Origin of the sequence: Proteus sp. GOKU (genome assembly GCF_015475555.1) — a bacterium.
GTDB lineage: Bacteria > Pseudomonadota > Gammaproteobacteria > Enterobacterales > Enterobacteriaceae > Proteus > Proteus mirabilis_B.
In genome coordinates, this window is sequence record NZ_CP034105.1 from 696820 (window position 1) to 717802 (window position 20983).

Annotated in this window: 21 protein-coding genes; 16 read left to right on the forward strand and 5 right to left on the reverse strand. The window is 39.4% G+C overall.

All coding sequences use genetic code 11. The features are described from left to right. Window positions 1-49: 49 nt before the first annotated feature. Entirely contained in the window at window positions 50-880 is an 831-nt protein-coding gene (gene dkgA / locus EHE21_RS03230) for a 2,5-didehydrogluconate reductase DkgA (protein WP_194951829.1), read from the reverse strand. 27 nt (window positions 881-907) lie between these two features. Next, complete coding sequence (locus EHE21_RS03235) at window positions 908-2065, reverse strand: iron-containing alcohol dehydrogenase (protein ID WP_194951830.1); 1158 nt, start codon at window positions 2063-2065, stop codon at window positions 908-910. A gap of 179 nt (window positions 2066-2244) precedes the next feature. On the opposite strand from EHE21_RS03235, the gene EHE21_RS03240 reads away from it, so the two are divergent. Next, window positions 2245-3027: a class I SAM-dependent methyltransferase gene (locus tag EHE21_RS03240; protein WP_194951831.1), complete on the forward strand. Its 783-nt coding sequence runs from the start codon at window positions 2245-2247 to the stop codon at window positions 3025-3027. 168 nt (window positions 3028-3195) lie between these two features. On the opposite strand, the gene EHE21_RS03245 is transcribed toward EHE21_RS03240, so the two are convergent. Then, window positions 3196-3864, reverse strand: coding sequence for a DedA family protein (locus EHE21_RS03245; RefSeq protein WP_194951832.1), 669 nt, complete (start codon window positions 3862-3864; stop codon window positions 3196-3198). Window positions 3865-3989: 125 nt separating this feature from the next. Further along, complete coding sequence (gene metC, locus EHE21_RS03250; protein ID WP_194951833.1) at window positions 3990-5180, reverse strand: cystathionine beta-lyase; 1191 nt, start codon at window positions 5178-5180, stop codon at window positions 3990-3992. A gap of 329 nt (window positions 5181-5509) precedes the next feature. Between metC and exbB the strand changes: the two genes are divergently transcribed. From exbB to yedF, 15 genes are all read left to right on the forward strand, one after another. After that, window positions 5510-6529 carry a tonB-system energizer ExbB gene (exbB, locus tag EHE21_RS03255; RefSeq protein ID WP_194951834.1) on the forward strand — a complete coding sequence of 340 codons (1020 nt, stop codon included), beginning with the start codon at window positions 5510-5512 and terminating at the stop codon, window positions 6527-6529. Window positions 6530-6535: 6 nt separating this feature from the next. Continuing rightward, window positions 6536-6964, forward strand: a complete 429-nt coding sequence (exbD, locus tag EHE21_RS03260; protein ID WP_006535192.1) for a TonB system transport protein ExbD — start codon at window positions 6536-6538, stop codon at window positions 6962-6964. A 757-nt stretch (window positions 6965-7721) separates the two neighbouring features. Further along, window positions 7722-7892 (forward strand): hypothetical protein, encoded by a 171-nt coding sequence (locus EHE21_RS03265; RefSeq protein ID WP_194951835.1) that lies wholly within the window; start codon window positions 7722-7724, stop codon window positions 7890-7892. A 1003-nt stretch (window positions 7893-8895) separates the two neighbouring features. Further along, on the forward strand, window positions 8896-10020 hold the full coding sequence (gene hybO, locus EHE21_RS03270) for a hydrogenase 2 small subunit (RefSeq protein ID WP_075674248.1): 1125 nt from the start codon (window positions 8896-8898) through the stop codon (window positions 10018-10020). Beyond that, window positions 10017-11030: a hydrogenase 2 operon protein HybA gene (gene hybA, locus EHE21_RS03275; RefSeq protein ID WP_036911746.1), complete on the forward strand. Its 1014-nt coding sequence runs from the start codon at window positions 10017-10019 to the stop codon at window positions 11028-11030. Before hybO ends, hybA begins: the two co-directional genes overlap by 4 nt. After that, window positions 11017-12198 (forward strand): Ni/Fe-hydrogenase cytochrome b subunit, encoded by a 1182-nt coding sequence (hybB, locus tag EHE21_RS03280; RefSeq protein WP_088493734.1) that lies wholly within the window; start codon window positions 11017-11019, stop codon window positions 12196-12198. Before hybA ends, hybB begins: the two co-directional genes overlap by 14 nt. Beyond that, window positions 12195-13898, forward strand: a complete 1704-nt coding sequence (gene hybC, locus EHE21_RS03285) for a hydrogenase 2 large subunit (RefSeq protein ID WP_194951836.1) — start codon at window positions 12195-12197, stop codon at window positions 13896-13898. Before hybB ends, hybC begins: the two co-directional genes overlap by 4 nt. Next, entirely contained in the window at window positions 13898-14386 is a 489-nt protein-coding gene (locus tag EHE21_RS03290; RefSeq protein ID WP_006535184.1) for a HyaD/HybD family hydrogenase maturation endopeptidase, read from the forward strand. The genes hybC and EHE21_RS03290 overlap by 1 nt, the downstream gene beginning before the upstream one ends. Continuing rightward, on the forward strand, window positions 14383-14877 hold the full coding sequence (gene hybE / locus EHE21_RS03295) for a hydrogenase-2 assembly chaperone (RefSeq protein ID WP_088493732.1): 495 nt from the start codon (window positions 14383-14385) through the stop codon (window positions 14875-14877). The genes EHE21_RS03290 and hybE overlap by 4 nt, the downstream gene beginning before the upstream one ends. A 62-nt stretch (window positions 14878-14939) precedes the next feature. Further along, window positions 14940-16193 (forward strand): hydrogenase nickel incorporation protein HypB, encoded by a 1254-nt coding sequence (hypB, locus tag EHE21_RS03300; protein WP_194951837.1) that lies wholly within the window; start codon window positions 14940-14942, stop codon window positions 16191-16193. Next, a complete protein-coding gene (hybG, locus tag EHE21_RS03305; protein ID WP_006535180.1) occupies window positions 16184-16450 on the forward strand; it encodes a hydrogenase maturation factor HybG in 267 nt (88 codons plus the stop codon). Before hypB ends, hybG begins: the two co-directional genes overlap by 10 nt. Continuing rightward, a complete protein-coding gene (hypD, locus tag EHE21_RS03310; RefSeq protein ID WP_075674243.1) occupies window positions 16437-17573 on the forward strand; it encodes a hydrogenase formation protein HypD in 1137 nt (378 codons plus the stop codon). Before hybG ends, hypD begins: the two co-directional genes overlap by 14 nt. Beyond that, window positions 17570-18589 carry a hydrogenase expression/formation protein HypE gene (gene hypE / locus EHE21_RS03315; RefSeq protein ID WP_099074174.1) on the forward strand — a complete coding sequence of 340 codons (1020 nt, stop codon included), beginning with the start codon at window positions 17570-17572 and terminating at the stop codon, window positions 18587-18589. The genes hypD and hypE overlap by 4 nt, the downstream gene beginning before the upstream one ends. Before the next feature lie 208 nt (window positions 18590-18797). Further along, the gene (gene yedE, locus EHE21_RS03320; RefSeq protein WP_088493729.1) at window positions 18798-20024 is read left to right on the forward strand and encodes a selenium metabolism membrane protein YedE/FdhT; all 1227 of its coding nucleotides are present in this window, start codon (window positions 18798-18800) and stop codon (window positions 20022-20024) included. After that, complete coding sequence (yedF, locus tag EHE21_RS03325; protein WP_006535172.1) at window positions 20021-20263, forward strand: sulfurtransferase-like selenium metabolism protein YedF; 243 nt, start codon at window positions 20021-20023, stop codon at window positions 20261-20263. Before yedE ends, yedF begins: the two co-directional genes overlap by 4 nt. An 80-nt stretch (window positions 20264-20343) precedes the next feature. Here the strand turns inward: yedF and EHE21_RS03330 are convergent, their stop codons facing one another. After that, a complete protein-coding gene (locus EHE21_RS03330; protein ID WP_194951838.1) occupies window positions 20344-20982 on the reverse strand; it encodes a TetR/AcrR family transcriptional regulator in 639 nt (212 codons plus the stop codon). Window position 20983 lies beyond the last annotated feature (1 nt).

Genomic DNA, 20983 nt, shown 5'->3' on the forward strand with positions numbered 1-20983 from the left:
AAGACCAATAGAAATGTATTCTATTGGTCTTTTAATAGAGGTTAAAAAATTAGATATCGACAAAAATATCAGGATCAGGGCCTAAACGTTTTTTCTGTTCAAGAGCGGTAATTTCAGCGACTTCTTCTTTTTCTAATTTAAAATCAAAAATATGGAAGTTCTCTTCAATACGAGAAGGTGTAACTGATTTTGGAATAACCACAAGACCACTGTCTAAATGCCAGCGTAAAACAATTTGTGCTGGGGTTTTATGGTATTTTTCAGCTAGTTTTTGAATAATAGGGTGCTCAAAGACACCTTCACCACCTTGTGCTAATGGGCTCCAAGATTCGGTGACAATATTATGAGTTGCGTTCCATGCTCTTAACGGTGCTTGCTGCATTAAAGGATGAATTTCAATCTGATTAATAACAGGAGTAACGCCTGTTTCTGTAATGATCCGTTCCAGATGTTCTTCTTTAAAATTACAGACACCAATGCTTTTTACTAACCCTTCTTTTTGCAAAATTATCATTTGCTTCCAAGCTTCAACATAAAGCTCTCGTGAAGGTACTGGCCAATGCATTAAGTAGAGATCAATATAATCAAGTTGCAAACGCTGGAGACTTTCTAAGACGGCACCACGAGCATGAGTCTGATCGTTATTCCATAATTTTGTTGTGATAAAAAGTTCATCACGAGGAACAGTGATCTGTTTTAATGCTTTACCTACACCTTCTTCATTATGATAAATCGCTGCCGTATCAAAAAGGCGATAGCCTGTATCAAGTGCGTGATGAATAGCTTTAACAACTTGATGATTATCTGCTTTCCAAACACCAAGACCAAGTTGTGGGATGGCATTTCCATCAGATAATTTGATCAGTTTAGGTTTATCCATTTCTATCTCCAGAGTCGCAAAAAGTACTTAGAGTGCCGCTGTATAAATACGTTGACTGACTTCTAATGTGATATCTTGATGCTCACCCAGTGCAATTTGTCCATGCTCTTCCAACTTTCGCACTAATGCAGGAATATCTTCTTCACCGATTTTGAAATCAGCCAGTCGAGTTCTAAGTCCCATTAATTCAAAGAATTTTCGAGTTTCATTAATCGCAGTTTCAATTTTAAAAGCGTCAGAACCTTGGTTTATCCCCCAAACTTTTTGTGCATATTGGATTAACTTGCCGTATTTAGCCTGACGTTTTTCATTTAATAATGCAGGTAAAACGATGGCGAGAGTTTGCGCATGATCAAGTCCGTGTAAAGCCGTGAGTTCGTGACCTAATGCATGCGTAGCCCAATCTTGAGGAACACCAACACCAAGAATACCATTTAGCGCTTGTGATGCTGTCCACATTATATTAGCACGGATATCATAGTCTGTAGGTGACGTCAGCGCTTTTGGCCCTTGATCAATCAAAATACGTAAAAGGCCTTCTGCATATTCATCTTGTACACGAGCATTCACTGGATAAGTGAGATATTGCTCTAATATATGAATAAAAGCGTCAACAACACCGTTGGCAGTTTGTCTTGGTGGCAAAGAATAAGTGGTTGTTGGATCTAAAATAGCGCAATGAGGGTAAACATGAGGGCTGGCAAAGCTTTGTTTATCCATTGTCTGTTTTCTACTGATAACAGAGAAACTGTTGGTTTCTGTTCCTGTTGCTGGAAGTGTTAATACACAGCTTAACGGTATCGCTTTTTCGACCACTTTACCGCGACTGGTTACGATTTCCCAAGGCTCGCCGTGATAAGGTATCGCTGCTGCAATAAATTTTGTGCCGTCAATAACAGAACCTCCACCCACGGCTAATAAATGCGTAATACCGTGATATCTGGCATAAGAAACTGCTTTCATGAGTGTTTCATAAGATGGGTTCGGTTCAATGCCACTAAACTCATGAATTTGATAGCCCGGAAGTGCGGTATAAATCTGGTCTAATACGCCATTGCGCTTAATGCTACCGCCACCATAAGTCAGTAGAATTCTTTCATTTTTTCCAATTTCAGAACGTAGTTTATCTATTTGTCCTTGACCAAAATGAAGGCGAGTGGGCGAGTAATAAGTAAAGTTTTGCATTTTGTTTCCACCTTAATTCGATGTTCTGAAGTATGACAATTAATCAGGAAAAAGTTTTCCGTTGTGCCTAGACTAGATAGTCTGACATAACTATAACTACAAGGTTGTAGAAATAAGAGATGAATTATTTCTCTTAATGCCTACAACAGTTCAATTGTAGTTAATTTATAAGGAGTAATATGGAAAGTCATTATTTAACATTAAACCAAGAGCATTGGGATAAACAAGCCGCAATGGAAAATCAGTGGTCTAAGCCTGTGAGCGATGAAGAAATTATCGCAGCAAAGCAAGGTGACTGGAAAGTGCATTTAACACCAAGCCCTGTAAAGAGCGAATGGTTAGTGGATATTAAAGGTAAAAAAATACTCTGTTTAGCTTCTGCAGGTGGGCAACAAGCGCCTCTTTTGGCGGCTGCGGGCGGTATTGTGACCGTGTTTGATTTATCAGAAGGTCAATTAGACAAAGATCGCCAATTGGCACAAAAGCATCAGCTAGATTTGGTAACAGCACAGGGTGATATGGCTGATTTAACCGCATTTGCTGATGAAAGTTTTGATATTATTTTTCACCCTATTTCAAATCTATATGTACCGGATGTAAATCCTGTTTGGCAAGAGTGCTACCGTGTTTTGAAAAAAGGCGGTGTACTAATGGCGAGCTTTTATAATCCTGTTGTATTTGTTGATGATAGAGATCCGCAATTACGTTCGCAGGGATTAATGAAACCAACGTACCGCTTACCTTATAGCGACCAAGGCTCATTACCTTCGGATATTCTGCAAGAAAAAGTCGCAAGAGGTGATGGACTGGTCTTTGGACACTCATTGACTGATCTTATTGGCGGGCAATTAGCAGCAGGTTTTTTATTACAGGATTTTGTTGAAGATTTTGCTCCTCATGCTCGTTTCTTAGTTGATAGTTATATTCCAACGTTTCTTGCTTCAAAAGCCATTAAGTTTTAAAAAAAATAGAGCAGGAAGAATATGATTGTGATTAATATAAATGGGATTTTAGTCAGATATTAATTGATGTGGAGATAAGACAATGAACAACTGAACTTTTATTGCAGTATCAGATAATACATAAAATACGCCATTATTCTTGCTCTAAATAATGGCGTGTTTTTTTAATTACTTACTGCTGGCGCTATTTTTACGATGGCGAATATACATCACAATCGAGCCAATTAAGCCTGCACTTAAAAGCAATACGGGTAATGTCATCAAGATATTCATGACAAGTGTTTCATGCTTTTGTACAAATGGAATAAGGTTTAGCACATAGCCTAAAGAAACAATAATCCCTACCCATAAGAAGCCACTTAACCAGTTAAATATTTGAAAGCGACGTTGCTTTAATTCAGATAAACCTGCCAAGGTAGGCAATAATGTACGCACGAATCCAATAAAACGACCCAGTAATAGTGCATATAAACCTTGGCGATGGAAGAGATCATTTGCCTTATGGTGATATTGCTCTGGTAATTGAGCCATCCAACGTCTAACTACTTTTGTATCACTTAGCCAACGACCTTGTAAAAAGCCGAGCCAACTCCCAATACTAGCGGCAGTGCCTAATATAATGATAGTCGGGAAAAAGTGTAAAACACCTTTTGCAATTAAGGCACCGCAAAGAATAAGCAGTGTATCTCCTGGCAAAAATGCGGCGGGCAATACCCCGTTTTCCAGCATAATAATAACAAAAAGAACAATATAGATAACCCACAGCACATTAGGATTAGCTAACACCATATAATCGTGTTGCATAAGTGCGTGAATTATCTCTTTTAATGTACCCATTAGCGAACTCGCATTAAAAAAGGACTTTATATTCGCTATTCTAACGCAAAATAAAGAGAACAGTTTGATTTAATCCCTGTGGAACCACAGGGATAGATTTTTTTTAATAAAAAATTCATTCTTTATTAAGAAATGCGTAAAAATGCCTGCTCTAGATCCTCAATAAGATCATCTACATTTTCTAATCCAATATGAATGCGAAATAGTGTTCCAGTAAATGTTGGCTGAGTTTCATATTGGCGCATCGCTTTAATATCATTGGGTTGATAACCTAAAATTAAAGATTCAAATCCTCCCCATGAAAATGCCATCTTAAATAATGAGAAGTTATCTAAGAAATGCGCAAATTCTTCAGGTGTTAAGATTTTCTTTAGACTAAAAGAGAATAAGCCGTTGCTACCCGAGAAATCACGTTGAAAATATTCATGTCCCAGACAAGAAGCTAATGCAGGGTGATAAACATTATCAACTAAAGGGTGTTGTTTTAACCAGCGAGCGACTTCTAATGCACTTTGTTCGTGTTGTTTCATCCTAACCGGCAGTGTTCTTAATCCTCTTGCTGTCATATAAGCAGTATCAGGATCAACACATTGACCTAATAAATAGGTATTCTCTCGTAATTGCTCCCAACAACGTTTATTCGCCACAGCAAAACCTAACATGCCATCAGAGTGACCATTAATATATTTTGTGGCGGATTGGATTGAAATATCGACACCCAATGTTAGTGGTTTAAGCAGTAATCCTGCCGCCCAAGTGTTATCAATCATAATAATGATTTCAGGGTTATATTGGCGAACTGAATTGACTATTCCTTGTAGATCTTGAATTTCCATCGTGATTGATCCCGGAGATTCAAGAAAAACAATTTTTGTTTCAGGACGTAGCAATTGGCTGATCTCTTTGCCGATTAAAGGATCAAAGTAGGTCGTTGTGACTGAGAATTTACGTAAGATCTGATCACAAAAATTTTGAGTCGGATCGTAGGCAGAGCCTGTCACGAGAATATGAGAACCTTGCTCAACAAATGCGAGTATAGATTGCGTAATCGCCGCTGCACCTGAAGGAAATAGTGCACAGCCTGCACCTTGCTCTAATTCAGTTAACGCTTCTTGTAAGGCAAAATGGGTAGTTGTGCCTCGACGTCCATAAAAAAGTGTACCTTCTGCCCGTTTTTTCGTTGCTTCACGTTTTTGTGCAACGGAATCAAAAATAACGGATGATGTTCGTTGTATAATTGGGTTTACTGCGCCTTGGGAATATTTTTTAGCTCGACCAGAAAGGAGGAGTGAGGTTTCTTGTTTTTTTAGCGTCATCCTTAATACCTTCTTTTAATTGATGGTGTGTTTACCTCAAGTTAATTCATTTTTTGGATAAGTACAAAAGGCTTGCAGGGTAGTTGATAAAATTTCACGTTACGTGAAATAACGATAATTTGTCTTAAAAATCGACAAATGAAAAAAAAATAGCCAAATAGTAATGATAATTACTATCAAAATGCTTCATGTTTGATATCATTTGAGCGTTTTCTCTTTCCTGATGGCAAACAGGATGATTGTAAGCGAACGATTTTGGGTAAGTAGTGGCGTAAAGATGTCATTACTGAATAAATAAATAGATAAAAAAGAGAGTAAAAGGCCAACTGATGCGTAATTTGACAGCTTCTATTCTATTGGCAATCGGTCTGACAGGCTCTGCTTTTGCGGATACGACTCCTGCCACACCAACTGAACAGCCAACTACTGCTGCCGTTTCTTCAACAGCTTCTACACAGGGAACTGCTACACCGACAATAGTCACACCAACAACTGCTACTTCTACCACGGAAACGGGTAATGAAGTGAAAGCAGTCGGTACTGAAACCGCTAAGCCTGAAGGTGAAAATACACCTGCAACAACGGCTGAGAATTCAGAAAATGCACCTTTAGCGACAGAAAATGCATCGTCAGAAGTACAACCTGAAATGGTTGCTGGTGGCGGATTTGCTGAAGATTTATCTGTAATGGGTATGTACCGTAACGCAGACTTAGTCGTTAAGAGTGTCATGATTGGCTTACTGTTAGCCTCTATTGTCACTTGGGCACTATTTTTCGCGAAAGGAAGCTACTTAATTTCACTGCGTCGTCGCCTAAGAAATGAGACAGCTCAGTTAGTTGAAGCTAAATCACTCAACGATGCGTTAGCGATTAGCAAAAAATTTGGTAATAAAAGTGCAACCGCTGATTTCTTTAATGATGCAGAATTAGAGCGTACTTACTCTCAAGAAAGTAAAGTGGCTTCAGGTATTAAAGAGCGTGTTGAAATGCGAATGGAACGTCGCGTTGCAGCAATTATCCGTGAATTAGGTCGCGGTAATGGTTACTTAGCCACCATTGGTGCAATTTCTCCTTTTATCGGTCTTTTCGGTACGGTTTGGGGGATCATGAATAGCTTTATCGGTATTGCTCATTCTCAAACGACAAACCTTGCTGTTGTTGCACCAGGTATTGCAGAAGCGCTATTAGCAACCGCGATTGGCCTGATTGCGGCAATTCCAGCGGTTATTATCTATAACATTTTTGCTCGTATGATAGCGGGTTATCGTGGTGAAATTGGTGATATCGCAACAGGTGTGGTGACATTAGTCAGCCGTGATTTAGATATCGAAAACAGCAAAGCAAGGTAATGAATTATGGCAATGCGTCTTGGTGATGATTCAGGTGATGATAATGAATTGCATGATATCAATGTGACGCCTTTTATTGATGTCATGTTGGTTCTGCTCATTATCTTTATGGTGGCGGCACCTTTAGCTACTGTTGATATAAAAGTAAATTTACCCGCTTCAAGTGCAAAACCACAACCTCGCCCTGAGAAGCCTGTTTATTTAACAATTAAGTCGGATAAACAAATTTTCATTGGTGAAGAGATGGTCACACATGAAACGATGGCGAATGTGTTAGATACCATGACACAAGCAAACAAAGAGACAACCATCTTTTTCCAAGCTGATAAAACGGTTGATTATGAAACGTTAATGGCAGCAATGGATTCGCTAAGAAAAGCGGGTTATCTCAAAGTTGGACTTGTGGGAATGGAAACTGTCTCTACAGGCGGTTAAAAATTAGCAAATAAGCTATTTATCTAAGTATTATTACGCTATTTTAAAAGCACTTTATTTGTCGTTGTGAAATGATGAATAAAGTGCTTTTTTATTGTATAGAAAAAACAGAGTTAATATTTTTACCGTTTTTAGTGGTTATCGATATTATTAATAAAATTGAGTTAGAATAAAATTTAACTTTAGTATTAAATAATATTAATAATAGATAGATTAAGTTATAGAATAAACAATTAACTAAGTTTATTGAGTAATAGTTGGCTGAATCAATTAATGCTAAGTAGATATCATTATTTGAACTCTCTTAACATTAATATTCATTAACTCTTCATTTTTTTTCATTTTTAGATTTGTTGAAATCAACTTTTTAAAGTTAAATTTTTCTATAACCTTGTGATTTATAATGTCTTTATGTGAATTTGATTTAAGTGTAAAAAAACTTGCGCAAAAAATCTTATTGGATATAATGCACCCACGTTACAAATTGAAATATTCTGTAACGTGTTTAAACGCCTAATTTATTTATTATCTAAGTTGTCCGCATTTGGATACTTATTTTTTTATTGCACCAGGTAGACCGTTGTTTTCAGTCATTCCAATTTCAGGTAAGTAGATTTTATTTACTTATTCAAACCACTTCTTATCCTTGATAAGCGGTGAGTAAAATAAAGCGTGAAAGGCAGAGAACTACACATAGCATTTTATTATTTTAATAAATTTAGAAGCCATAACATTTCGGTGTTATGGCTTTTTTATTTTGCTTGTTATATCTGTCGTTCCTGTCGTTCCTGTCGTTCCTGTCGTTCCTGTCGTTCCTATTGCTTCTACGTCGAGATCTTCAGCGTGGGTATTGGGTGTTTTGTTGTGTGCCATTTTTATGCTTATTCCCACTTTATTGCTCGCTATCAGCGAGAATTTGCCTGATTAAAAAACACAAACAGTTAACAAAGCATTTTTCAATTTTTTAGATTTCTGACCACTTCTTTTATCTATTCTCACAAAAAAAAGAAATAGACTCTATTTAGGGATTATTTATCGATAAATTGTGTTTTTTTTATCCACAAAAACAACAGGGATTTAACATTAAATTTTATTTACGTTAATTTCGTTATAAATTGGATATGTTATAAAATAACCTAATGAAATTATTGCTATTATGTACTGATTAGTAATTATTAATAATCTTGGCTTTTGATTGTCGTCATACATCGATATGTATTTAATTTTATAGCGATTTTATACTAAGGGAACTTCTTATTCCAAAAACGAATATACTTATAACTATATGAAAAATGATAAGAAAAACAGGTTGGTTTTTGTCTATAAAATAAACACTATCATGATGATTAAAAATTAATAACAAAAGAAAAGTAGCTAAATGGGTAATGAAAATAAGCTGAAATTAAATATATTAATGTAATCATTTCTTGTTTATGAAATGCAATTTTTAACATTATTTGTGATGTAATATAAAGGTTGATAATATGAAAAAAAGAGTCATCATTATAATTAAAAAATATATTAGAATCTATTTTTAATAATTTTTATTAGAAATTAGAAATAATGAATTATTAATTTTGTATTATTTTAAATATATTGTCTTATAATTTGGTTGTTTTTTGTCTTATCTGTAATTTGTTGATTAATAAGGTTTTAAGTTTTCTCTTTTGTTGTGTTATTGAGATAATGATAATTATTTCTATTTCCTTTATCATTATTAAATAGAGTTTTAATAAATTTAAAATGACGAAATATATAAAAAATAGACATTAAACCTTATATTGCTGAAACGTTTTTACTCACATAAAAGAATAATTTATTTTTTAATGAATTATCGCTTGATAATGATCAAGTCATTATTGTGTCGGAGTGTTAAAAAGGCGGTGTTTTAAAATTATTCCAATTAAAAATCATCATATCAGGAGAGATATATGGCCTTGGGGAATAATGTTTTTTCCCATCATGGTATTAACCGACGCGATTTTATGAAATTGTGTGCTGCGCTGTCAGCTACCATGGGATTAAGCGGCAAAGCTGCCGCAGAAATGTCAGAAGCAATGGCATCACCTGAACGTCCACCCGTTATCTGGATTGGTGCTCAGGAGTGTACTGGGTGTACGGAGTCTTTATTACGAGCAACTCACCCGACTCTGGAAAACCTCGTTCTTGATGTTATCGCACTCGAATATCACGAAGTGCTTTCTGCAGCTTTTGGTGATCAAGCTGAAGAAAATAAACACAATGCGATGGAGAAATATAAAGGTAAGTACGTCCTCGTTGTTGACGGTTCAATCCCAGACAAAGACGGCGGTGTTTACTGTATGGTTGCGGGAAAACCAATTCTTGAGCATATCAAAGAAGCCGCTGAAGGGGCTGCTGCGATTATTGCGATTGGTTCATGTTCTGCATGGGGCGGTGTACCTGCGACTGGGGGCAACCCAACTGGCGCTAAATCACTGGAAGCTATTTTACCGGGCAAAACCGTTATCAATATTCCAGGATGTCCACCAAACCCACATAACTTCTTAGCAACTGTTGCACATATTATTACTTTCAACAAATTGCCTAAGTTAGATAGCAAAAACAGACCGCTTTTTGCTTATGAGCGTTTAATTCACGAAAACTGTGAACGTCGTCCTCATTTCGATGCGGGTCGTTTTGCTAAAGAATTTGGTGATGAAGGTCATCGTCAAGGCTGGTGTTTATACCATTTAGGCTGTAAAGGCCCTGAAACTTATGGTAACTGCCCAACATTAGAATTCTGCGATGTCGGTGGTGGGATCTGGCCTGTCGGTATCGGTCACCCTTGCTATGGTTGTAACGAAGAAGGTATCGGCTTTACTAAAGGTATTTTCCAATTAGCGAACGTTTATCAGCCAACACCAAAAGCACAAGTACCTGATGTTAATGCAAAAGAAGGTGGTGGTGTTTCTTATGGTGCTGCTGGCTTACTGGGTGCTGTCGTGGGTGCAGTTGCGGGTGTCAGTGTGATGGCTGTGCGTCAATTAGGCCGTGACAAGAATGCCACAGGAGCCTCACAGGAGGATAAACGGTGAATAGGCGTCATTTCTTTAAGCTGGCATCAGGTGGGGTTCTCCTTGCGGGAATGGCACCCACTGCGAGTCATGCTGCGGCGCAGAACCGTCCCCCAATTCCTGGGTCTCTCGGTATGCTCTACGACTCTACACTGTGTGTAGGCTGTCAAGCATGTGTCACAAAATGTCAGGAAATTAATCACCCGGAGCCAATGGAGCGTGGTGATACTTACGCTAATGGTGATCCGATTTGGTCAAACAATGACAAATTAAGTCCTTACACAAATAACATTATTCAAATTTGGCGTGATGGTACTGGTGAAAATAAAGACCAACTGGAAAACGGTTATGCCTTTATTAAGAAACAATGTATGCATTGTGTTGATGCAAACTGCGTTTCTGTTTGTCCTGTTTCTGCGTTAACCAAAGATCCAAAAACCGGTATTGTTCATTATCACGCGGATATCTGTACAGGTTGTCGTTACTGTATGGTGGGATGCCCTTATAACATTCCAAAATACGATTATGATGATCCATTTGGTAAGCTCTATAAATGTGAGCTTTGTAACCAAAAAGGTGTTGAGCGTTTAGATAAAGGCTTATTACCAGGCTGTGTTGAAGTTTGTCCTACTGGTGCAGTTATTTTCGGTACACGCGAAGAGTTGCTGGAAGAAGCAAAACGTCGTTTAGCGAAAAAAGCGGGTGAAGAATATCATTACCCTCGTCAAACCATTAGTGGTGGCGATACTTATCTACATAAAATTCCTGAATATCAAGATCATATCTATGGTGAGTTTGAAGGTGGCGGTACGCAAGTCATGGTACTTTCTGCGGTTCCTTTCGACAATTTAGGAATGCCAGAAGTGGCACCATTATCAACAGGTGCGCGCTCTGAACATATTCAACATACGCTTTATAAAGGCATGGTATTACCAATAGCAGCCCTTGCAGGGATCACCTATTTGGTTAACCGTAATAGTAAAAAACAAGAGCAGGAACACCACAAGGAGGATAACGATGTCGAGTCATGATCCTCGTCCACTTGGCGGTAAGTTATTTACTCTAGCAGTAAGAGTATTTTTACCGCTTGCTGTGCTCGGTTTTATTCTTATTGGTAAGCGTTTGGTATTAGGTCTGGGCGATGTCTCTGATCTGAATGGGGGATATCCTTGGGGTATTTGGATTGCCTTTGACTTATTGATAGGAACAGGCTTTGCATGTGGTGGTTGGGCACTTGCATGGGCTGTTTATGTCTTTAATAAAGGGGAGTTTCACCCATTAGTGCGTCCTGCATTGTTAGCGAGCTTGTTCGGCTATTCATTAGGTGGTTTATCCATCGCTATTGATATTGGTCGTTATTGGAACATGCCTCACTTCTTTATGCCGCAATACTTTAACGTAAACTCAGTGTTGTTTGAAACAGCGACCTGTATGACCATCTATATTATGGTGATGGCATTAGAATTCTTACCTGCGTTATTAGAACGTTTAGGTTGGAAAGTGTCGTTGAAACGTCTTAACAAAGCGATGTTCTTTATTATTGGTCTTGGTGCTTTACTGCCAACCATGCACCAATCCTCAATGGGATCATTAATGATTTCAGCGGGTTGGAAAGTACATCCACTGTGGCAATCTTATGAGATGTTACCGCTGTTTTCTCTGTTAACTGCTTTCCTCCTTGGTTTCACTATCGTTATTTTTGAAGGCTCTTTGCTAAAAGCAAGCCGTACCATGAATGATGATGAAACACCGCTATTTACCAAGTTAACACGCGTGATTGAAGTGTTACTGATTGCTTTCTTGGTATGTCGTTGGGGCGAGGTCATTTGGAACGGTAAACTGAGTTATATCGGAAATGGGGATATGTTCTCGTGGTTATTCATTGCTGAAAGTGCATTGTTATTACTTCCTCTGATTTTGATGCATTTAAATAATAACCGCCGTAGTCCAAAAATGCTGTTTGTTTGTGCTGTATTTATCTTAATCGGCGCAGCAATGTGGCGTATGAACTACTCTTTAGTTGCTTACAATCCAGGTAATGGTTACCACTATTTCCCAACAGCAAGCGAATTGCTGATTTCTATTGGTTTCGTTGCATTTGAAGTAACTGCTTACATTCTTATTATCCGTTTATTGCCGGTTTTACCTGCACAAACAGATTCAAATATACAATTAAAAAAGGCTGAGGTTAAATCATGAGCCAACGCATTACTATTGATCCTATTACCCGTATTGAAGGGCATTTACGCGTCGATTGTGAAATTGATAACGGAAAAGTTGTTAAGGCTTGGTCTTCCGGTACCATGTGGCGCGGAATGGAGGAGATCCTAAAAGGAAGCGATCCTCGTGATGCATGGATTATCGTGCAACGTATCTGTGGTGTTTGTACGACAGTTCACGCGATTGCCTCAGTACGTGCTGTTGAAGACGCATTAGGTATGGATATTCCTGTCAATGCGCAGTATATCCGTAACCTAATTTTAGGTTCACATATCATCCATGACCATATCGTTCACTTCTATCAGCTGTCTGCGATGGACTGGGTTGATATTACTTCTGCATTACAAGCCGATCCTGAAAAAGCATCAGCGATGCTAAAAGGGGTTTCTGAATGGCATCTGAACTCTGCTGAAGAATTCAGAAAAGTGCAGAAAAAAATCCAAGGTTTAGTGGATAGCGGTCAGTTAGGTATTTTTGCTAATGGCTACTGGGGTCACTCAGCCATGAAATTACCACCAGAAGTTAACCTGATTGCGGTTGCTCACTATTTGCAAGCACTTGAGTGCCAGCGTGATGCAAACCGTATCGTGGCTATTCTGGGCGGTAAAACACCTCATATCCAAAACTTGGCTGTGGGCGGTGTGGCTAACCCAATTAACCTTGATGCACCAAGTGTTCTTAACTTAGAACGTTTAATGTACGTGAAAAGCTTTATCGACAAACTGGGTGATTTCGTTAACCAAGTTTATAAAGTGGATACTGCTATTTTCGCTGCATATTACCCTGAATGGCTAAAAATCGGTAAAGGCGCTAACTACTATCTGTCTGTACCTGAATTACCAATTAATGGTAATAACACTGAGTTCTTACTTTCTGGTGGTTATATGGAAGGGATTGATTTCTCTACTTATCGCCCAATTAAAGACTGGAAAGATCAGAATCTGAAAGACGGTATTGAAGAAAGTGGTAAACACGCATGGTATGAAGATGATGAACCATTAAAACCATGGGAAGGTTTAACTCGTCCTAAATACACAGGTTGGGATGAGAACAACAAATACTCATGGGTTAAATCACCAACATTCTATGGCAAGCCTGTAGAAGTCGGTACTTTAGCATGGTTAGTGTGTGGTTTAGCAGGTAAGCACGAAGGAACTGTTAGAAACTACAACGACATCAACAAGATCTATACTCAATTAACCAATGAAACACTGGTAACAGAGCAGTTAGAATCTACTTGGGGTCGCATTATTGGACGTACCGTTCACGCGTGTGTATTACAAGAGTCTCTGGCAACGCTATGGCAATCACTGGTTGATAATATTGGTCGTGGTGATACTGCTGCCTTTATTAAACCAGAGTTTGAACCAGGCAAAGAGTATCGTGGTGTTGGTTTTGAAGAAGCCTCTCGCGGTATGTTATCTCACTGGATCGTGTTTAAAGACGGTAAAATCACTAACTATCAGGCAGTCGTTCCATCAACATGGAATGCGGGTCCTCGTAACTTTAATGATGAGCCGGGTCCTTATGAGTTATCTCTTGTTGGTACACCTGTTGCTGATCCGAAAAAACCATTAGAAGTGGTAAGAACGATCCACTCCTTTGACCCATGTATGGCATGTGCTGTGCATATGGTTGATTTAACAGGTAAAGAACTAAGTAAGGTGAAGGTATTATAATGCGAACTCTCGTCTTAGGTATTGGTAATTTATTACTAAGCGATGAAGGCATTGGTGTTCGTATAGTAGAAGCGCTCGAAGAGCGCTTCTCTTTACCAGAGAACGTCGATGTTATTGATGGTGGCACATCAGGTATGGAAATTTTGCAAGATATCGCTGCAAGAGACCTCCTGATTGTTGCCGATGCGGTAAGAAGTAATCATGAACCGGGCAGTATTTTTGTGTTACATGATGATGATGTTCCCGCACTTTTTACACAGAAGATCTCGCCTCATCAGCTAGGCTTATCTGATGTATTAATGGCACTGCGTATGACAGATGAATTTCCACGTAAACTTATTTTAGTGGGAATCGAACCTGCATCATTAGAGCCAAGCATGTCGCTGTCTGACATTGGTGAGAAATCAATGGAAATTGCACTAGAACATGTGGTGAATATTTTGCGTGAATACGGCATTTCTGTCACACCTAAAGAGGTAACAGCATGAGTGAATTAAGCTGGGATATCATAGGATATGATGAACCGCCTGTTGAGCAACTTGAAACACGTTTTAGTGAAATCGCTGAAAAAGAGATGAGAGGGCTTCCTTTTTATCGCGAAGGCATTCCTGTAAAAGCAGGGGGCTTTACCTTATTTGAAAATCAGTGGATTGGTTCTGTTCTTACTCCTTGGATGCTAGAACTAGTTGTCTTCCCAGGGCCTTCACAAGAATGGCCACATCGAAAAGTCGGTGATCGCATTGGATTAGAATTACCTTGTGGTCAGATTAAATTCGTTGTGGGTGAGCTTACTGATGGTATGCAGTATCTTGCTTGTTCATTAATGTCGCCACTTGATAGACATTTAGCAGCGGAACATGCTGTTGAGTTGGTTGAAAATAGTGTAAAAATGGCTCTTTCTCTTCCTGTTCAGACACAATCCGTAGCAGAAGTTGATTTAAGTCGTCGTTCTCTCTTCCGTGGTCAGTTAAGATCATAGTGTAGAAATTTTACGCGACACTGAGTCACATTCTTCTTATTGAATAGTACAGGAGTCAGAATATGTGTAGCACTTGCGGTTGTGGCGAAGGCAATGTCAGAATTGAAGGCGTAGAGCCTCATTCACATGAGCACCACCATCATCACTCTCATGACCATGATCATCACGACCACGGTCATCATCATGATCACGGCCATCATGGGCATGATCACCATCATGAACACAATGCTACTCCAGCGAATACTGTTCATAAATATATTGATAAGTCTGAACAAAAGCATAAGCATAACTACGAAACACATGGTCAGCCTATCATCGTTCATCACCACTATTACCATAACAGTGGTGATGTTCATCTTCATTTTCATAACGATGCACAGCTAAACGAAACCCCTGTTTTCCATGAACATCATCATGGACATGACGATCATCATGAACACGATCATTCACACAGTCATGACCATTCACACAGTCACGATCACGAACATGCTCATGATCATAGCCATGAACATTCTCATCACCATTCTCACAGCCACGATCACGATCATGCACATGACCACGATCATGAACACGAGCACGAAGAGCAATTTAGCCCAGTGATTGAAAATCAGAATATGCATTATGGCCAAGGTGAAGCAGGAACACATGCTCCCGGTATTAGCCAAAAGCGTATGCTGAAAATTGAAATGGATGTGCTGGATAAAAATAACCGCATTGCCGTTCATAACCGTGAACATTTTGAGCAACAAAATGTGTTGGCATTGAATTTAGTTTCAAGTCCTGGTTCCGGTAAAACGACACTGTTAACTCAAACATTAAAACAGTTAGCGCAACGTGTGCCTTGTGCTGTGATCGAAGGCGATCAGCAAACCACTAATGATGCGGATCGTATCCGTGAAACCGGTGTGCCAGCGATCCAAGTGAATACAGGCAAAGGCTGTCACCTTGATGCACAAATGGTGCATGATGCGACACACCAATTAGGTTTACAAGATAACAGCGTTCTCTTTATTGAAAACGTGGGTAACTTAGTTTGTCCTGCCAGTTTTGATCTGGGTGAAAAGCATAAAGTCGCTATTCTCTCTGTCACTGAAGGCGAAGATAAGCCTCTGAAATATCCGCATATGTTTGCTGCGGCTGATTTAATGATTATCAACAAAATTGATTTAGTGCCACATCTGAATATCGACGTTCAAGCTTGCATTGAATCAGCTCGCCGTGTTAATCCAAATATCGAAATCATCGCGTTATCAGCAACAACAGGCGAAGGCATGGAAGAGTGGTTAGCTTGGTTGGAGAGTCGTTTATGTGCTTAGGTGTTCCAGCTAAGATTGTTGAGGTGGGCGAAGACGTCCACCAACTCGCTTATGCCGAAGTCAGTGGCGTTAAACGTGCTGTTAATATTTCAATGGTATGTGAAGGCGAACCTAGTGAATTATTAGGCAAATGGGTACTTATTCATGTGGGATTCGCCATGAGTATTCTTGATGAGCAAGAAGCGCAAGATACTCTTGATGCATTACAGCATGTTTATGGTGTGACTCTTGAAGAGGCTGATGATGCAGTACGTTGATGAATTTCGTGATCCCGAACTAGCGAAAGCCTTACTAGCCCAAATTCGTGAAACTATTTCACAATGGCCTCACCCTATTAAACGCCCATTACAAATAATGGAAGTGTGTGGTGGGCATACACATGCCATTTTTAAATTTGGTTTAGACCGCTTATTACCAGAAGAAATTGAATTTGTTCACGGACCGGGTTGTCCTGTTTGTGTATTACCAATGGGACGAATTGATGCGTGCTTAGAAATCGCGGCTCGTCCTGACGTAATTTTCTGTACTTTTGGTGATGCAATGCGAGTGCCGGGTCGTAATGGCTCAATGCTTGATGCGCGTCGTCGTGGTAGTGATATTCGTATTGTCTATTCACCGCTCGATTCACTCAAAATTGCACAAGATAATCCAGACAAACAAGTTGTCTTTTTTGGTTTAGGTTTTGAAACGACAATGCCAAGTACGGCAATGACGCTACAACAAGCGAAATTGCGTGGACTGAAAAACTTTTCTCTGTTTTGTCAGCACATTACTATCGTGCCGACTTTACGTTGCCTCCTAGAGCAAGATGATGTCCGTATTGACGGCTTTATTGCACCGGGGCATGTGAGTATGGTGATTGGCTGTACGCCATATCAGCCGCTATGTGACGAATTTGAAAAGCCTTTTGTGGTGACAGGATTTGAACCATTAGACTTATTACAAGCTATACTGATGGTCATTAAACAACTTAAAGCAAAAGCAGAAAATACAGATTATGTTTTAAGTATTGAAAACCAATATAGTCGCATTGTACCGAATGAAGGTAATAAGTTGGCTCAAAAAGCACTTAGCGAAGTGTTTATGTTAAAAGAAACCAGTGAATGGCGTGGATTGGGTGAGATCCCAATGTCAGGTATTCAATTAACACCGGCTTATTCTGAGTTTGATGCTGAATTACGTTTTACACCTGCACCGCAGAAAGTGGCAGATAATCCACAATCTCGCTGTGGCGATGTATTAACAGGACGATGCAAACCTTCCGATTGCCCACTCTTTGGTAAAAGTTGTACACCAGAAACGGCATTGGGTGCCTTAATGGTATCATCAGAAGGTGCATGTGCGGCTTATTATCAGTATCGCCGTGAAGGTAATATATGAAACAACCTGATGAAATCACCTTAGCCCAAGGAAATGGTGGGCAAGGTATGCAACAACTTATCGAAGGACTGTTTTTAAAAGCGTTCGATAATCCGTTATTAAATGAAAAAGAAGACCAAGCGCGGATCGCGTTAAATGAGTTAACGACTCTTGGCGATCGTCTTGCATTTAGTACAGACAGCTATGTTATCGATCCCATTATTTTCCCCGGTGGAAATATTGGTAAATTATCTGTTTGCGGTACGGCTAACGATCTTTCTGTTGGTGGTGCGGTTCCTCGTTACCTTTCTTGTGGTTTTATTCTTGAAGAAGGGCTTCCATTTGAAACCCTAGAAACCCTTGTGATGGCGATGGCAAAAGCAGCTGCGCAAGCAGGAATACAGATTGTCACAGGGGATACGAAAGTAGTTCCTCGTGGCGCTGCGGATAAGATCTTTATCAATACTGCTGGTATTGGTGTTATTCCAACGGCAATTAATTGGGCTGCAAGCAATATCAAAGCAGGCGATAAGATCTTAGTGAGTGGTACTATTGGCGATCACGGCGCAACAATCCTGAATCTTCGTGAAAATTTAGGATTAGAAGCAGATCTACAAAGCGACTGCGCTGTTCTTGAGCCAATGATTGCACCTTTACGTCAAATTAAAGGTATTCGCGCCTTACGTGATGCAACACGAGGCGGAGTGACCGCAATTTTACATGAATTTGCTCAAGCCAGTGGTTGTGGCATGAATGTGCATGAAAGCAAATTACCAATGAAACAATCTGTTCGTGGCGTTTGTGAATTATTAGGGCTTGAAGCACTAAATTTTGCTAACGAAGGAAAAATTGTTTTAGTGGTATCACCAGAAGCTGAAGCTCAAGTACTTGAAGCATTACATCAACATACTTTAGGTAAAGACGCTTGTACGATTGGTGAAGTTACCGAGGATAATTATATTCGGTTAACAGGAATTTTCGGGACTAGCCGTATTCTTGACTTACCTTATAACGAACCATTACCTCGTATTTGCTAATCACTTATTTCCCACTTATAGGTTGAATGTTCACAAGATTTATAAGTGGGATAAGTTTCCTACCTGTTACAAAAAATTTGTTATAACGCAAATTTCTCTCATTTATCTGAATACTGACTCTTTGATAAAAAAATTATTGGAGTAACATGTTCGGCCAATCCTACTGCGTGGAGAGGGTCTCTCGTAGAGGTAAGCTCTAGGAAAAAACATGTCTTGGTCAGAATTTAAATCCCAGTACCTGATCCGTTTTTGGAAGCCTCTTCCAGCAGTTATCGCGGCAGGTATCTTATCAACTTACTACTTTGGTTTAACCGGCACTTTCTGGGCTGTCACGGGTGAATTTACTCGCTGGGGTGGTCACGTTATGCAATGGTTTGGCGCTCACCCTGAAGAATGGGGTTATTTTAAAATCATCGGTCTTGAAGGTACGCCATTAACGCGTATTGATGGCGTTATGATCATCGGGATGTTTGGAGGTTGTATTATGGCCGCTCTTTGGGCTAACAACGTCAAACTTCGTCATCCTCAACATAAAATTCGTATTCTTCAAGCTGTTCTAGGTGGGATCATCGCAGGTTTTGGTGCCCGTCTAGCAATGGGTTGTAACCTTGCGGCATTTTTTACTGGTATTCCTCAGTTCTCTTTACATGCTTGGTTTTTTGCTGTTGCAACGGCAATCGGCTCTTACTTTGGTGCCAAATTATCATTGATGCCTTTGTTTCGTATTCCGGTAAAACTGCAAAAAGTCAGTCAAGCTTCACCTATCACTCAAGATAAACAACGTGCGAAACGTCGCTTTAGGTTGGGAATGGTGATCTTTTTTGCCATGATTGCGTGGTCTTTAATTATTCTTTTTGATTCACCAAAACTGGGTTTCGCTATGTTAGGCGGTATTGGTTTTGGTATTTTAATTGAACGTGCGCAAATCTGTTTTACTTCTGCTTTCCGTGACTTATGGATAACAGGCAGAACCCATATGGCAAAAGCGATTATCATCGGTATGGCGGTGAGTGCGATTGGGATCTTCAGTTATGTTCAGTTAGGTGCCGCACCTAAAATTATGTGGGCAGGTCCGAACGCCGTCATTGGTGGCTTACTTTTCGGTTTCGGTATTGTTCTGGCTGGTGGGTGTGAAACAGGTTGGATGTATCGTGCCGTTGAGGGTCAAATTCACTTTTGGTGGGTTGGGCTTGGTAACGTAATCGGTTCAACATTACTGGCTTATTATTGGGATGATTTTGCCTCTGTGATCGCAACTGATTATGACAAGATTAATTTACTTGATACCTTTGGCCCTGTAGGTGGTTTGGGTGTGACGTATCTGATGCTTGGTCTGTCATTTGCATTATTACTTTGGTGGGAAAAACACTTTTTCCGTAAAAAAGCACAACAAGAAAACGCTATTTCAACACAGCTCAATAAGGAAATCGTATGAGCCAGAAAGACACCATTATTCCTGATTATCGTCTAGATATGGTCGGTGAACCTTGTCCTTATCCTGCGGTGGCAACGCTTGAAGCTATGCCATCACTGAAAAAAGGCGAAATATTAGAAGTGGTGAGTGATTGTCCTCAATCAATCAACAATATTCCACTTGATGCGAAAAATTATGGTTATACCGTGTTAGATATTCAACAAGATGGCCCGACTATCCGTTATTTAATTCAAAAATAATAATCAGATATCTTGGTTGAAATAATCGCAATAAAGACAGTGAGTACAGCAAAACATATGCTGACTCGCTGTTTTTATTTTTAAGGTTTTAATATCGGGATAATAAGCTGTATAGCTTGTTGAATTCGAGGGCTAAAATCAGATTTTGGCGTTGGAGGGATTATCCCTAATGCAATTTGACGCAAAGGTTCAGCGATCACCATCGCTAATAAAAGATCACTTAATACTGCATAATCATAATGCCTGATTATTGCGTTTTTTTCTTGTTGTTGTAACCACTGCGTAAGTAGACTACGACCTCTTAATATTCCGCTTCGTTGATATTTTTCCATAAGTATTTCACGGCTAGGAAAGTTTTCTTGCAATAACTTATACAAGCCTACTGCTTTATCATTAAGTACTGTTTGAGTCATGCTGTTTAAATGTTGTGATAACAACAGGGTAAACTCGTCAAAATCAGTGGCCTTATCATGAAAAATAGCGACGAAATTGTCAGTCCATGACAACACAATTTGTTCCACTAAGTCTTCTTTATCTTTGATAAAACGATAAATCGTTTTTTTGGCAATGCTTGCCTGTTTTGCAATGGCATCAATGGTTGTTGCGCTGTAACCCTGCTCTAAAAGTAAACTCATGGTCGCTTCATATATTTCTTGGCGGATCTCTTCTTCAGGGCGGGCAGGGCGTCCTCGTTTTTGATTAATCTTGCTATCTGTCATT